The 14,342-nt window shown below is 69.3% G+C and carries 15 protein-coding genes; 3 read left to right on the top strand and 12 right to left on the bottom strand.

The genetic code is table 11. The features are described from left to right. Positions 1–2 precede the first annotated feature (2 nt). The 4 genes from MVA48_RS03420 to MVA48_RS03405 all read right to left on the bottom strand — a co-directional run bounded on the left by MVA48_RS03420 (position 3) and on the right by MVA48_RS03405 (position 3,381). Positions 3–932 carry a hypothetical protein gene (locus MVA48_RS03420; protein WP_246985844.1) on the bottom strand — a complete coding sequence of 310 codons (930 nt, stop codon included), beginning with the start codon at positions 930–932 and terminating at the stop codon, positions 3–5. Positions 933–1,255: 323 nt separating this feature from the next. Beyond that, positions 1,256–1,678, bottom strand: coding sequence for a hypothetical protein (locus tag MVA48_RS03415; protein WP_246985842.1), 423 nt, complete (start codon positions 1,676–1,678; stop codon positions 1,256–1,258). Next, the gene (locus MVA48_RS03410; RefSeq protein ID WP_246985840.1) at positions 1,678–2,850 is read right to left on the bottom strand and encodes a hypothetical protein; all 1,173 of its coding nucleotides are present in this window, start codon (positions 2,848–2,850) and stop codon (positions 1,678–1,680) included. The genes MVA48_RS03415 and MVA48_RS03410 overlap by 1 nt, the downstream gene beginning before the upstream one ends. A 282-nt stretch (positions 2,851–3,132) precedes the next feature. Beyond that, the gene (locus tag MVA48_RS03405) at positions 3,133–3,381 is read right to left on the bottom strand and encodes a hypothetical protein (protein WP_246985838.1); all 249 of its coding nucleotides are present in this window, start codon (positions 3,379–3,381) and stop codon (positions 3,133–3,135) included. Between the two features lie 920 nt (positions 3,382–4,301). Between MVA48_RS03405 and MVA48_RS03400 the strand changes: the two genes are divergently transcribed. Both MVA48_RS03400 and MVA48_RS03395 read left to right on the top strand, forming a co-directional pair. Next, positions 4,302–4,469, top strand: a complete 168-nt coding sequence (locus MVA48_RS03400) for a hypothetical protein (RefSeq protein WP_246985836.1) — start codon at positions 4,302–4,304, stop codon at positions 4,467–4,469. Between the two features lie 196 nt (positions 4,470–4,665). After that, positions 4,666–4,902: an excisionase family DNA-binding protein gene (locus MVA48_RS03395; protein ID WP_246985834.1), complete on the top strand. Its 237-nt coding sequence runs from the start codon at positions 4,666–4,668 to the stop codon at positions 4,900–4,902. A gap of 489 nt (positions 4,903–5,391) precedes the next feature. Here MVA48_RS03395 and vapC read toward each other — a convergent pair whose 3' ends face one another. The 8 genes from vapC to MVA48_RS03355 form a co-directional block, all read right to left on the bottom strand. Continuing rightward, complete coding sequence (gene vapC, locus MVA48_RS03390) at positions 5,392–5,799, bottom strand: type II toxin-antitoxin system VapC family toxin (RefSeq protein WP_246985832.1); 408 nt, start codon at positions 5,797–5,799, stop codon at positions 5,392–5,394. Continuing rightward, positions 5,796–6,008, bottom strand: coding sequence for a type II toxin-antitoxin system VapB family antitoxin (locus MVA48_RS03385; RefSeq protein ID WP_246985830.1), 213 nt, complete (start codon positions 6,006–6,008; stop codon positions 5,796–5,798). The genes vapC and MVA48_RS03385 overlap by 4 nt, the downstream gene beginning before the upstream one ends. A gap of 970 nt (positions 6,009–6,978) precedes the next feature. After that, on the bottom strand, positions 6,979–7,596 hold the full coding sequence (locus MVA48_RS03380) for a hypothetical protein (protein WP_246985828.1): 618 nt from the start codon (positions 7,594–7,596) through the stop codon (positions 6,979–6,981). 129 nt (positions 7,597–7,725) lie between these two features. Then, the gene (locus MVA48_RS03375; RefSeq protein WP_246985826.1) at positions 7,726–9,546 is read right to left on the bottom strand and encodes a carbohydrate-binding domain-containing protein; all 1,821 of its coding nucleotides are present in this window, start codon (positions 9,544–9,546) and stop codon (positions 7,726–7,728) included. Further along, on the bottom strand, positions 9,543–10,343 hold the full coding sequence (locus tag MVA48_RS03370; protein ID WP_246985824.1) for a polyphosphate polymerase domain-containing protein: 801 nt from the start codon (positions 10,341–10,343) through the stop codon (positions 9,543–9,545). Before MVA48_RS03370 ends, MVA48_RS03375 begins: the two co-directional genes overlap by 4 nt. Further along, on the bottom strand, positions 10,340–10,972 hold the full coding sequence (locus MVA48_RS03365) for a DUF4956 domain-containing protein (protein ID WP_246985822.1): 633 nt from the start codon (positions 10,970–10,972) through the stop codon (positions 10,340–10,342). Before MVA48_RS03365 ends, MVA48_RS03370 begins: the two co-directional genes overlap by 4 nt. A gap of 280 nt (positions 10,973–11,252) precedes the next feature. Then, a complete protein-coding gene (locus MVA48_RS03360) occupies positions 11,253–11,591 on the bottom strand; it encodes a hypothetical protein (protein ID WP_246985820.1) in 339 nt (112 codons plus the stop codon). A 504-nt stretch (positions 11,592–12,095) separates the two neighbouring features. Then, a complete protein-coding gene (locus MVA48_RS03355) occupies positions 12,096–13,130 on the bottom strand; it encodes a LacI family DNA-binding transcriptional regulator (RefSeq protein ID WP_246985818.1) in 1,035 nt (344 codons plus the stop codon). A gap of 272 nt (positions 13,131–13,402) precedes the next feature. On the opposite strand from MVA48_RS03355, the gene MVA48_RS03350 reads away from it, so the two are divergent. Beyond that, positions 13,403–14,323, top strand: coding sequence for a dihydrodipicolinate synthase family protein (locus MVA48_RS03350; RefSeq protein WP_246985816.1), 921 nt, complete (start codon positions 13,403–13,405; stop codon positions 14,321–14,323). The last annotated feature ends 19 nt before the right edge of the window (positions 14,324–14,342 follow it).

Raw genomic sequence — 14,342 nt, 5'->3', positions numbered from 1 at the left:
CGTCAGGCGCTCGCGGCGTCTGCTCCAGGTCTGGTAGGACGCCTGTTGAACCGTTGCCAGCAGCCGTCCGGGGACCAGCGCAAGCCGGTGCCCACCTCCCAGGTCGAGGCCAACCACACATGGGTGACCTCCGACGGAAGGTGGGGTGACGACATCGAAGCCTCGTCCATGTCGCGCCACAACGCGTCGAGAACACCGAACGGCGCGGTCGAGAAGCCGGGCAGGATGACAAAGACGTGGCATTCCGACGCACCTGAGCGGCGCATCTTGGCCAGCACGTCGGCCTGCTGTGGCTCGGCAAGAAATTCTGCCACCCACGTCGGTACGGCCGCGCCCGTCGGATCGACAATGCCACCGGTCCGTTCCTGCGGCTGCTCGATGGTCAGATAGATCGACCCAGGAAAATCGGTTCTACCCTGCGAAGCGTGCGTCACGCCGAGACGTTGCAGTTGATCGAACTCGCTTTGACCGGTGGGACGACGCCTTCGGTTCCACCGCGGCCAGGTGACACCTTCGGCCTCAAGGCTTGCCAGTGTCGCGGGGAGTTCAGCTTTCAGCCGGGCGGCCCGCGCCCACGGCTCCAGCGCCACAAACCAGCCTCCCCGCAGCGTCGGAACAATCCACCGCTCGCTGGCCCCGTTGACCAGGTGCCAGAGCTCAACCGAGGCACGGTCCGCGGCGGCCGTCACCTCGACTGCAGCCGCCGGACGATCGGGATACTGGATGGCCAGGTCATGCATACCCCCCAGCGACCCATCGTCGTGCTGCTTGACGGGCACGCCGAGCACCGACTCCATGAGAGCCCTGGCCCACTCTTCTTCGTCTCTCAGTGGAGGCATAGGAGACTCGCGTTCCGGGTGACACGCATCGGAGGTCGCCTCGTCGATCTCGGCACAATGGTCGGTCGAGAGCTGGAAGCTCTCCTCTCCCACGCTAGCGTCGCTCGCCAGGTGACCAAGGATGACGACATCTCCGACACCTGCCTGTCGCACTAGCTGAAGCTTCGATGCCCGCGCCGCGGAGCAACCCGCCGCCAGTCGACCCCGACTGGAGATCCACGAGATCAACTGCCACACGTCAAGCATGTCAGGTGTCCGGACTCGTTATGACGGATAGGCAAGCAGCCGCGCGACCTGATCGCTGAATGGCCCGACCGACCTGAGCGGCCGACTCAAGGACACGCGCCCGGTAATGCGTCACGAGCAGATCGAGAGATTGCTTCGGGCTCCCCAAGCCCGCCACCTCATCGCAACTGTCAGACGAGCTCGATGAACTGGTCCGACGTACAGGTGAGCACGCCCAGTTCGACGGCCTTGCTGGTGAGTCCCTTGTCGGCGGTGGCGATGATCCATCGATCCCCGAACAGCTGCTCGGCCGTGACCGCCATCTCCGTGAGGGCGGTTGCCAGCAGCATGACGTCGCCGTTGCCCTCGTTGCGGTACAGATCCACCACCTTGTCCCCTGCTTTGATTGTGGCCAGCACGACCTTCACGTTCTCGAGCACCGTGGTGGTAATCGGGTAGATGAGCGGCTTGAGCAGTTCGATGTCGGGCAGCCCCCGGGCCTCGTATAGGATTTCCTCCGGAATCCGACATCGGTTCCGCATGAACGGCGACGCCCTCTGCTCAGCCGTCATCCTTGACAGGGTCACGTTGTCCACCAGGTAGCGGTCGACCACTACAGCGTCGCCCTGTACTCGTTGAGGGACACGGACTTTCGGTTCTGGAACAACACCCTGGTGATCTCTGAAGCAGGCAGCCGCCTGGCGTCCATCTGCCTCAACAACGCTCGAGAGTACCCCGCGCTGCTGTACTTGCGCAGCGCGTTAACTGGCTTCGGCTGTCGCGCCTGGGCCTTCGGCAGGTTCCGAAACTCCTCGCGAAGGACGGCAATGTAGTCACGAGCCGTGAAAGCGTCGACAAGGCCGAGCCGCCGTGCTCGCATCAAGAACGCGCTGGGTGTCACGCAATAGGTGTCCGCATGCGCCTTGACGTCGTCCAAGGAGGAAACTTCACGACCAGCCACCGCGGCGGCCGGCATCAGCATCTCTTCTGCGATTTCGAACTCTCGGTTTTCGATCGGATCGTCGGACTCGTCCGAGTAGGCGACGGGCTTGAACTTGCCACGAGCGAGGCACACGGTGAGCAGCGCTAGCGTGAGAAGGCGCCGACCTGCTGGTTCCAAGCTGTCGCGGTGGTCGCCGTTGTTGACGAAGAGGAACGGCACCTTCTTGTCGCGGATGCAGATGCCGCTGAACCGCGCCCGCTTCGGAATAGCCTGTGGCATGTAGTTTCTCATGCTCTGAGACACGAAGATGTTGTGTTCTTCCAGGCTGTCGAGAAAGTGGTCAAAGGCGAGTTCTTTCGTCTTCACACGCAGCAGATAGGAGCGATCTACGCCCAGTTGAGTGATCAGCCAGTCGGCGTCGCCCTCCACGCTCCGCCTGGACCCCCGCAGCGCGCCCACAAAGGCATTGTCAGGCAGCTCAGGGTCGTTCCGCTTCAGCAGCTGCTGCTTGCGCAACATGTCCTTCACGATGAGCTCGACGTCAGCGAGACGCACCTTGCCGCGAGAGTTGAGCGAGAAAGTGCCTTTACTCACCCCGCGTAGCAGAACTTCCTGCTTCCGTTTGAGCTGCGCCTCCACGACGGCGATCGGGGCGAAGAATAGCGTGTACGGAATCTCCGCGCTTCGCCCGAGACTCACCAGCTTGGTGAACGAGATGCGCGACGCCTCCAGCGCCTCCAGGAATTCCTTCGCCTCTCGCTGCCAGGAGTCCTCGATCAGCGCTACGAAGGCCTCGCGCTCGATTGTGGTCGTGGAGTGGCCAAGAGAGACAGTGATTGTCACGACTGGACCCTCTCGCACTTCCGCCATCGTGTCAGCGTCAATACCCGCACGGGGGGCGCGGTGCAGCAAAGCAGTCGACGGTGGGGGAGACCAGCACCACCGTCGCGCAACTGTCCCTGAGGTCGCCATCAGGGACGCCGACGAGCTCGAGGCCTCTGCTGGACGTGCTACTCGGCCGGGTCCACGGCGTGGCCAAGTTGTGGGTGAGCGCGGTCAATATGGCGCCCGGCACCATGAACTCGATTCTCCCTAGAGATGAGAACAGACATGGTGCCGGGGGACTCACTTGCCGAGGTCGGTGCCGATCGACTTCCTGACGACGCTGACGAAGTCGTCGATCGCGCCAGTCAGCCTCAGCACGCCCGGGTCGTCTGACCGCATCCCATCCCCGCCGTGGCCGATGGCCGGGTAGTTCTCGCTCAGGTCCCACATCAGAGCGTCTTCTCGCAGCCTGAGCTCCTGCCAGGCATCCAGGACCCGCTGCGGCGCGTGCAGCCGGAGACGCGCAGCGATGAGGTCGACATGGGGCACGTCCGCGCGTTTTCCCGTGCGACCCGTACGGGTCGGTCACGCGCTCGATGAGCGACTCAAGGGACTGCGCATGGGCAAGGGCGTCGGCGTAGACGTTGGCGAGAGCCTCCCGCCGCCAGGCCTTCTTGGTGTTGCGGGCGGTCAGCCAGGTTTGCAACAACGGACTGCTGGCCGTGGTCAAGAGGCCGATTGCCGCGATGATGACAGTTGGCTCCATTGCCCCAGTCTGCCGACGCGGGCCGCAGCACCCGGCGCGGCTGGAACGGGCGACCTACAGTCTGCCGTCCGCAGCACACGCGCCGGCCGAGCCGTCTCGCCGTCGACCCCAGCTTCGCCGCAGACCCCCGAGGCAGCCTGGCCGCTGTCCCCCGCCATCCAGATCGCCACCCGACGCAAGGATTACGAGACTCGCGCGCCTCGTCGTGAGAGCGGACGCCACGTCATCGAGAGATCCCAGCGGGCGGCGTTCTCCGAACGTGCCTCATCAGGACCAAACCCACTAGAGAAACGTCAAGATCAAGAGGCACACACCTCTTGCACCTCGGGTCTCGCGATTCGTGGTGACGAGTTACTGCAGGCTCGTCTGCAGAGTCGTGGGCATGGGAAACAGCGGTAGCCCCCCATACCGAGCCCGGCGACGGGAGCGCGAGCGGCAACGGCGTGAGCACGTCCACCGGGCACCGATCAAGAAGGCTCGTGCGAACCAGTCCGGCGGCGACGTAGACCGTCGCGAACGACGGACCGCCGCGACGTCCTGCGGTTGGTGCGGTGGGCCGATCACTCCGCGCAGCCGGGGACCGATACCCAAATGGTGCTCGGCCACTTGCCGGCACCGCGCCTGGGAGCAGGCCCGGGCCGCGGCCTCCGGTCTGTCCTCGGTAAAGGTCGTCGAGCGGCGTGTTGAGGTCCAGGTTCCTCTCGTGCCCACCCGCCGCGACTGGCCCAGAATGCTCGGCGAGCTCACCGGCCAGCTGAAGGACGGGCGGGTCTACGACCGAGACCTGCCCGCCCTGGCACGGGCGCTACAACCCGTACTGGAGGCCTACCGGAGACGCGCTCACCAGACCGGAGCACCGGAGGTGCGCTGAGCCGCGTCCTCCGGTCAGACTCCAGTACTCCTGAGAAGCACTGGAGAATTTCTGAGGGGAAACTCCCCCGCCTCGGGCGCGCAAACATTGCGATCGCAGCCGACTGGAGGAGGCCAGGAGACCCGCGGCCCACCCTCAACGGCGACGGCGGGTCGCCGCATCACGACGACCTCCGCGCTGACACGAAGGGGGCCACGTGGACCTCGAGGAGTTGCGGATAAGCCGAGCCGCCGTCGTGACGGTCGCCCAGGCCGCCTCAGTCTTTGGTGTCGACGTGCGCACGGTGACTCGAGCTATCGAGAACGGCGAGCTGCCGGCTCTCCGTCTCGGTCGACGGGTGCTGATCCCCCGGTTACCCCTGCTGGCTGCCCTGGGTGTCACGGTCGACAACGCCCTTACCGAAGTTCACGACACACGCTTTGGCGACCGGTAGGCACACGACCCGACAAGGGACTGATCGACCGCGTCCGGCGGGCGCCTGCGGCAGCCCGAGTACGTCAGCGGCTCTCTTCGTGGTCGCTGGGCCCTGGGGCGGTCCGCTGGCCCCGAGCGAGGTGATCCCGCCGAAGTTCCCCCTCTCCCCCGGACCTAACTCGTGATACTCCGCGTGATACTGCCGCCGGCGCATTGGGGGGTATTTGGATGCGAATTGGTGCCCGTCGGCGCCTCCGGCGGAAGGCATATGTGCAGGTCAGGGCGCCTACAGGCATCTGAATGCTTGGCCGTTGACAGGAGTTCAAGTCCCCCTCGGACACCGAGTTGAACCCCCACGGTCTTCAGACCCGTCGGGCTTCTCCTATGTTCTGCTGCCGGTACGTCCCGTTGATCTTGGAGGACGCCGTCGGCCGGCTCGGGTCTTCGGGAGCCCGGGGTCCTCCCCATACGACAGAGGCCGGTTGAACGGCCGGCAGTCCTGGCCTGGTCAGTTCGTCGCCCCCGGGTCCGAAGGCACACCCAAGACGTCACAGATGCGATCGACGTCGACATCCTGTGCGAGCACGCTGGCTCCGCTACGCCAAGCCACCGCGACGACCAGGCAGTCCAGGAGTCCGCGGGGGGTCACCCCGACGCGCCGGCAGCGACGGTAGACGCGGGCAGCCGCATCGAAGTCCGCGGCAGGATCAATCCCCAGCAGATGACATCGCAGCAGCAACCGTCGGAGATCATCCGCTCGTTGGTCATCGCGCGCGCCGGCGAGTACCTCCATGAGGACGGGCTCCGTGACGGCGAGGGGGCCGTCGACGGCGATCAATTCAGTCATCCGCCGATCCACGGCACTGCCCGTCGCCCGATCGAACTCCACCCAGGCAGAGGTGTCGGCAAGGATCACGCGGCGCCACGCGGTGCGTGATCCTCCGGGACGTCCTCCATCGCTCGGGCACCGCGCATGGACAACGCCTCATCGCGGCTCATCGGCTGGCCGGCCAAGTGGCGCAGCGCGAGGTCAACCGCCTCCGTCTTGGTCCTCACTGCGTAGCGGGTCATCACGACCTGCACGAGTTCGTCCTCGATCTCGATGTTGGTTCGTAGCCGCGGCATACACCTACTATACACCATATGTGTACGACTGGTGTATAGCGGTACTGATGGAGGCCGGCCCGCGTCGTGGTCGACGCCGCCGACGAGGTAGGTCCAGGCCCGAGAGGCAACTGAACGCCGGGCAGGCCCATCCGCCGTCACCTGAGACGTGTGCGTATGTAGCGTGTCGCCCCTCGGACACAGCATCGCCCCGGGATTCGTGCAGGAGCCCGGGGCGTTGTCGTATCCAGGCCCAGAACGGCCTGGTGATTCCGCCGTGGTAGTTCGCGCCGCGGATCGGCCCTCGAGCAGGGCCGCGAAGCGGTCGGCCGCCTCGCACCCCCTGCCGGGGTGGGGTGGCAGGTGCTGGTAGACGCTGAGCGTGATGGTGGCGGTGGCGTGGCCGAGGCGCTCCGAGGCCACATCGACCGGCACGCCGTCGGCCAGCAGCAGTGCGGCGTGCGTGTGGCGGAGGTCCTGCAGCCGGACCCCCGGAGGCGCTCGTCCCGCAGCGGTTGGTGCGCTCGGGCCATGCGACCGGTGAATCGGCGGGAGAACCGCTCAGGGTGCCGGTAGGTGCCGTCGAGGTTGCTCAGCAGGACGAGCGCCGAGTACGACGACCAACACGTCGACGGCGACGGGAGAGAGGGCGATCGACCCCGTAGTGATCCGGCCTCGCCTCGCGTTTGTGTCCGGCAACGCCGTCGCCAACTCCTGTCCGTCCTTCCTCGACCCACCGTGCGACCCCTTCCGCGGACGGATCCGTTGCAGCCGTTCGACCAGGCCGGCCCGATAGGGACGAGCGTGCGGGCCAGTAGTCGTCGCTCGCCGCGACCCGGGCGGCGGTCTCGGAGCGCGATTTCGACCTCGTCGCCGGAAGACCACATCGCGACGACGTCCACCCCGACGCGGCAGTCCCCACGCACCAGGACGGCAGAGCGGAGCCGCCCCGGGGGGAAGGGGCGACGCCGCTCCGATCAGGCGACCGGGGTCAGTCGTCCGACTGATCCTCCATGTCGCGGTCACCGCCGGGGCCACCGCGGCCGCCGGGGCCGTGGTGCCCCCAGTCGTCGCTGTTCACCCGCTCGGTGACCCGCTCCCCCAGGTCCGCCAGGCGCTCGTCGGCCTCCTCCTGGGTGAGGTCGCCGTCCTCCACGGCCTGCGCGATCCGCTCCTGCTGCGCCTGCACGAGCACGTCGACGAGCGCCTCGACGTCGACGCCCTGCGCCTCGGCGACGTCGGCGAGGGAGGTGTCGTCGACCTCCAGCGCCTCGCGCAGCTCGTCCTCGGTCATGTCGAGGGCCGTCGCGGCGGCCGACAGGTCCAGCCGGCCACCACCATGGCCGCCAGCATGGCCGCCAGCATGGCCGCCAGCATGGCCGCCCCGGCCGGCAAGACCCGACTCCACCAGCGTCGAGGCGACCTCGTCGGCCTGCGCGTCGGTGAGGGACCCGTCCTCGACCAGGCCCGACAGGGCCTCACGGATACGGTCCTCCCGCGTGGTCGACGTCGAGAACTCCTCGTCGGCCAGCGCGGGAACCGCGACGGCCAGGCTGCCGCCCAGGGCCAGCGCCCCGGCGGTCGTGGCGACGATCAACTTCTTGCGCACGTTCTCTCCTCGGGTCGGGTTCGGTCGGGTCAGGGTCGGTTGCTCCGGCCGGTCGGGGTGCAGGTTCCGGGGCGGACCTGTGGCGGGCCTGTGAGCGACCCCGTCGGCCGGCTGTGAATCGGCTTGGGCTCAGTTGCTGTCGGGCCGCCCGCCATCCATGGGACCGCCGTCCATGGGACCGCCGCCCATCGGGCCGCCACCGCCCATCGGCCCGCCGCCCATCCCCCCGCCGGTGAACTCTCCGGCCGTCGCGGTGGCCACCTCGACGCCGTCGACCAGCACGGCGTAGGAGGCTCCGCTCTCCACGTCCGCGGACGAGAAGGTGACCAGGGAGAACTCCTTCACGGCAGTCCAGCTGTCGAGCACGGTGCCGTCGGCGGAGACGATCTCGACCGACGAGCCGGCGTCCTGGGTGTCGAAGGTGGCCGCCACCCAGCCCTGCTCCGACGAGGTCGAGGGTGCCTGCGCCATGTCCGAGGAGCCGCTGACCAGCAGCGTGCCGCCGCTGATCGCGAGGCCGCCGTCCAGGTCCAGGGAGCCGTTGCCCGCCTGGGTGGGCCCGGCCACCGTCACGGTGCCGCCGGTCATCGTGGCAGTGCCGTTGGCGTCGAGGCCGTCGCCGCCGGCGTCCACCACGAGCGTGCCGCCGGAGATGGTCAGCGAGTAGTCGCCCGACGCGGCGAAGGTGTCGGCGGCGCCCGGACCCCTCTGGCCGGATCCGTCGTCGCCGCCGGCGACGTTGAGGCCGTCGTCGCTCGCGGTCAGGTCCAGCTCGCCGCCGCTGATGGTGATGACGGCGCTCTCGACCGCCTCGTACGACTCGCTCACGGTCAGCCTCCCGCCGGCGATCGTCACGTCGCCGTCGGCGTGCACGCCGTCGCCCCCGGTGGCCAGGGTGAGCGTGCCGTCGGTGATGCTGACCACGCCGTCGGAGTGCACGGCGTCGTCGGCCGCGTCGACCTCGACGGTCCCGCCGCCGACGACCACGCTGACCGTGCCCTCGAGGCCCTTGGCCGAGGCGTCGTCAGCCACGGTCTGCCCGCTGCCGCCGCCGGACCCGACCGTCACGTCGCCGCCGCCGACTATCACGTCGGTCTCGGCGGCGATGCCGTCACCGGCCGCGGTCACGTCCACCGATCCGCCGGCCACGTACACGTATCCGGCCGTGGCGTCCTCCGTGTTGTCCGACTTCAGTCCGTCGCCGCCCGCGGTCACCGTGATGCCGGCGTCCTGGACGACGAGGTAGTCCTTGCCGCGGATGCCGTCGTCCACCGCCTCGACGGTGACCGTGACGGAGTCGAGGACCAGGCCATCCTTGCTGGCGATCCCGTCGTCGGCGTTGCCGGTGACCGCGAGCGACCCGGTGCCGGTGAGGGTCAGGTCGGCCGCGCTGTAGAGGGCGGCGTTGGGTTCCGAGCCGTCGGCGGCGTGGTCCGAGCCGTCGCTCAGCGAGTTGGTCGACCCGTCGGCGAGCACGACCATCGCGGTGCCGGCGTCCAGGAAGGCGAGCGCGGACGTCGTGGACGACGAGATGTCGGCGTCGTCCAGGATGATCCGGACGACGCCTTCGTCCTGGGTGTCGACGACGACCTGACCGTCCAGCGAGCCGCTGAGCCGGTAGGTGCCGGCGGCGGTGATGGTCACCGTCCCGTCGTCCACGGTCACCGCGTCGGAGTCGGACTCGGCAGAGTCGCCGGTCAGGGTCACGTCGATGACGTCGGCGTCGTCGTAGGCGTGGTCGGCGTCGTCGTCGTGGGTCTCGGTGTTGGCGGCCAACGCGTCCTCGACGGTGGTCCCGCTGTTGGCGGCGACCTCCTCCGCGGAAACCGTGGTGGTGGTGCCGTCCGAGGAGCTGCTGGTGGCCGCCTGGGCGCTGCAGCCGGCCAGGACGGCGGCGATGAGCACTCCGGACAAGGTGGTGCGGGTCTTCTTCAGTCGGGTCAGGGTCACGGGAGGGTCCGTTCGTCGCAGGTGCGGGGGGTCAGGAGGGAGAAATGGCGCCGGAGAACGGGGCACCACCGGTTGTCGGGCAGGTCGCCGCGCAGCGCGGCCAGGCCGGTGCCGTACTTGGAGATCCGGCTGGGTCGGAAGCCCGAGCGCCACAGCAGGCGGTCGGCGGTCGATGCGCAGCCGGTCGACTTGGTCTCGACGATCGCGAGGCCGTCGAGGTGGGCGTCGGGACCGCCGGGCAGCGACCAGATGAGCTCGGTGTCGACGGTCACCCGTGTGTCGCTCGCGGGGAGCAGCAAGGTGCTCCGCCGGTAGGCGGTGTACAGCGCCGGACGCAGGTCGCGACCGCGTACCCAGCCCAGGCCTGTCCGGGTGAGGACGGCGTCGATGAAGTCGCAGGCGGTCGACGGGCCGGCGACGGGGATGCGCTCCTTCACGGTCGCGCCGCGCATGCCGCGGGTCTTGACCTCGAGGTAGGCGTCCCCGGAGTCCAGGTAGGTGCGGCGGCGGACCTTGAACCGTCGGCGCCTCCCGCGGGCCGCGAGGTGGTACCCGGCCAGGTCCGATGTGTCCAGATACTGAGACGCGTAGCCGGCGGAGCGCCGCCCGCCGATCTCCAGGACGCGCACCTCCTCGGCACGGGCCAGTCCGGTCACGAAGCGGTCGGCTGCGGTCAGCGGGAGGACGTACTTGCGGTCCACCCGGGTCTGCAGCGCCGCCCGGGCCACCAGCTCCTCGAGGTCGATCGGCAGCAGGCCGGAGGTGGCCGGCAGCACGGGCGGCGCGACGGCGGTCATCGCCGCACCGGCGCAGACCGCGGCACGAGCGAGCCGTTCATCGGGGTCGTCGCGCCGTCGTCCAGGGCAGCGGTGTGCGCGCCGCCGGAGCGCTCGAACCGGACGTCGACCCAGGTGGTGTCGTTGACCAGGTCCACCCGCTGCACCGTCACCTGGTGCACCCGGCTACCGAGCAGCCCCTCGAGGTGGGCGATCAGCGACCGCTCGTCGGTGAACGCGGTGTCGAGCACCATCACCTGCTGCCGATACCGGCGCAGCAGCCGCGGGTGGCCGGCGACGTACATGACCACGACGACCAGCGCCATGAGCGATGCCGACAGGACGACGCCCGACGTGCCGAGGCCGCCGAGCAGGCCCAGGGCGAGCGCCGAGAAGTAGTAGGCGACCTCGTGCTGGTCGAGCTCGGTCGAGCGCAGCCGGATGATCGCGAGGACGCCGAAGAGCCCGAGCCCCACCCCCGCGCCGACGCCGCTCGTGGCCAGGGCCGCCGACACCGCCAGCACTCCTACGTTGATGCCCAGGTACGCGATGACCAGGTCGCGGCGCCGGTGGCGGGGAAAGTAGATGGCGAAGGTCAGCAGCGTGATGGCCACCAGGTCGGCGGCGCACAAGATCAGTGAAGACGACATCAGGCTTTCCGAAGTCGACGGCGGGACGACCACGAGGTTGCGTGGCGGAGATGGGCCGCCACTGGACGTCACCTTTGACGTTGCTGGGAGTCAGGGCGCGGGTCTCCGCGGCCATTCCGGTCGATGCGGCGGCCTCTTCCAGGTCGCCGCGGCGCGTCGTCGGCGCGGCGTCCGTCCTGGCGGCGGTTGACCAGGCGACGACGGCGGCGGGCGGGGCAATCGCCGTGGTCGCCCTCGACGCCGACGGCGAGCCGGTGGTCGCCAGCACGGACGCCGTCAGCTACACCGCGTCCTGGTCAAGGTCCAGGTCATCGTTCAGCCGCTCCAACTCGGCGAGGTCAGTGAGATCAGCTTGGATTCCGATGACTTGGATCTCATGGCGCTGCTCGCCCTGCACGCCGTCACCGGCGCCCTGCTGTCCGTCGTCGGCGCTCGCGTGCTCAGCTCGACGGGCAACTTCGCCATCACCCGCCGCTTCGTCTTCGCGCCGCGGCACCGGAGGGTCACCGCCACCGCAGTCCGGTACGGCGCCCTGGTGGTCGCTCTCGTGGCGGCCGGCTACGCAGCCTGGCCCTGCTGCCTGGCTCGGCCTCGCGCTCTTGCCGGCCAAGATGCTCACCGACACCACCTTGCTCGCCGCCAGCTACCTCGCCCAGCGGCCACCTCATCTTCTCCGATGCCCGACGGGGCCGCGTCGGTGGCGCGAACGTCGACCCACCGGGCACTGTCCGCCCCGACCCCGCCCTCACCGCCCCCGCCGCGCACCGATGACACGGCGGCGCTAGCCAGCTGGCCAGCGTCAGCGGAGACGTCGCCAGCGGTTACACCGTGAATCTGCCCGTCCGGGTCGACCCCACGAGGACGCCGACCGGCGGTCGGCTCAGGCGACGGAGCCCCTCGGGCGCCCCCGCAGGCACGCCGCTCGGCGCGGTCCCGGCGGCACCCCGCCGAGCCCGGCGAACTGACCCGCGGACTCCCTCCGCGACCAGTGTGGACGTCGGCGCCGGGCGTCGCCCGGCGCCGGGCGGAAGGCAACTCATGAGCTTCGGGGACCGCGTCCCCCTCGGACACCCAAGCGGCGCCGCGAAGCGCACGGCCGACATCAGCTCCGAGGTGGCCTGCCTCAGGCCACAGACGGGGAGGCGGTCGATCGGCGCGGGATGAGCGTTGGCGGGGCCACCCTGACCCGGTCGTGCGCTCCCTGCGGGCCGGAGATCAGCAGCTCGAGGGCGGCGCCGGCGATCTGGTCGAACGGCACCCGCACCGACGTGAGCGGCGTCGGCAGACGACTGACGATCGGGATGTCGTTGTAGCCAACGAGTGAGACGTCCTCAGGAACGGACAATCCGAGGTCCTCGAACGCTGACAGTGCCCCGATCGCGGTGTTGTCGTTGACGGCGAAGACGGCGGTCGGCCGCGGATCCAGGCTCATCAGTGCGCGGGCGGCATCCGCGCCGGAGTCGATGCCGAAGGTCGACTCGACCACCCAGGACGGCGCCACGTCCACCGCAGCCTCCGCCATGGCCTGCCGGTAGCCCTCGACCCGGCCGCGGGCGCTGGAGGCATACCGGGGACCGGCGATCAGGCCGATGCGCCGGTGCCCGAGGTCGAGCAGGTGCCGGGTGGCCAGGTAGCCCCCGAGCTGGTCATCACCGACCGAGGCGAGGCTGCGCCCGTCGGTTCGCAGGGCCAGCACATAGGGCACCCGGCGGGCGGCCAGTTGGCCGGGGAAGTCGTCGCCCAGGCGGGCGGTGGACAGGATCACTCCGTCGACGCGGCGCTGCAGCAGCGCCTCCACCGCGGCCCGCTCGGCATCCGGTTCGTCACCGGTGGTGGCCACGATCGTGAAGTGGCCGGATCGCTGGCCGGCGCGAGCCAGCGCCTCGTACAGCATCGCCATGACGGTGTCGGTCAGCCGGGGCACCACCACCCCGATCGTCATGGTCTTGCCGCGCCGCAGGCTGGCCGCCGAAGGGTCGCGGACGTAGCCGAGCTCAGCGGCCACCTGCCGCACGCGCTGGGCGGTGGCACTCTCCGAGCGCGGCAGCCGTTCGTCGAGGATCCGGGAGACCGTGGACTTGGACACCCCGGCAGCGGCCGCGACGTCGATCAGCGTCACCGGCGCGGAACGGGGTCGGGTCTGTTGATCCTGGGCCACGGGTCCTCCTGTCGTCTCAGCCTATGCCGGACGCCCGGCCGCCCTGGCCGGTCGATATCTGCCCGACGCGCGGAAGCGGGGCGCCGCGGGCCCGCGAGCGAGGCGACGTCGGCCAGGACGCGCCATCGTCGGTGACGAACAGTGACCGTGCGCTGCCATTTGTGATGCACCTCATCCGTAGGGGTTGACCTGCATCACACCCGATGGTGTGATGGGAACGTTCCCGGAAACGATCCGGGATACCAGACAGGACACTACTCAAGGAGCACCCGATGTCGGTCATGGACCTTCGCGGCCTCACCCCCGCCCCCGTCACCGCCTTCACCCGCGACGGCGATGTGGACCACGCCGCCAACGCCCAGTTGGCCCAGTGGCTGATCTCCTTCGACGGCGTCAAGGGCCTGGTCCTCCTCGGTCACGCCGGGGAGGGCACCTACCTGACCCCCGACGAGCAGGTGGCACTGATCCGCACGGTGGTCGAGGCCGTCGACGGCAAGGTGCCGGTCATCGCCGGCATCACCACCGAGGGCGACAAGACCGCCGCCGAGGAGGCCAAGCGGGCCGCCGACGCCGGCGCCACCGGCGCGCTGGTCTACCCGTCGCACGGCTGGCTGCGGTTCGGCTTCCAGCCCGGCGCCCCGCAGGGCCGGTACAAGGCCATCCACGAGGCCTCGGGCCTGCAGTGCATCCTCTTCCAGTACCCGGACGTGACCAAGGCGTCCTACGACCTGGAGACCCAGCTGGAGATCGCCGGCCAGCCCGGCGTGGTCGCCACCAAGAACGGCGTGCGCAACATGCGCCGCTGGTACACCGAGATCCCGGTCCTGCGCCAGGAGTTCCCCGACCTGCAGGTCCTCTCCTGCCACGACGAGTACCTGCTGCCCACGATGTTCGACGTCGACGGTCTGCTGGTCGGCTACGGCAACATGGCCCCCGAATTGCTGGTCGAGCTGATCGCCGCGGGCAAGGCCCAGGACTACCCCAGGGCCCACGAGCTGCACGAGAAGCTGCTGCCGCTGACCAAGGCCGTCTACCACCGCGGCTCCCACATGGAGGGCACCGTCGCCCTCAAGCACGCGCTGGTCGCCCGCGGCATCCTCGAGCACGCCACCGTCCGCCCGCCGTTGCTGCCGCTCGCCCCCTCGGCCGCCGACGAGATCACGCTGGCCCTCAAGCACGCCGAGCTGGTCTGACACCGGCCGGCCCGCTGTC

Origin of the sequence: Blastococcus sp. PRF04-17 (assembly GCF_023016265.1) — a bacterium.
In the GTDB taxonomy this organism is placed as follows: Bacteria; Actinomycetota; Actinomycetes; order Mycobacteriales; family Geodermatophilaceae; genus Blastococcus_B.
Note: the sequence above shows the minus strand (reverse complement) of the source record. Positions and strands in the feature narration are given on the sequence as shown.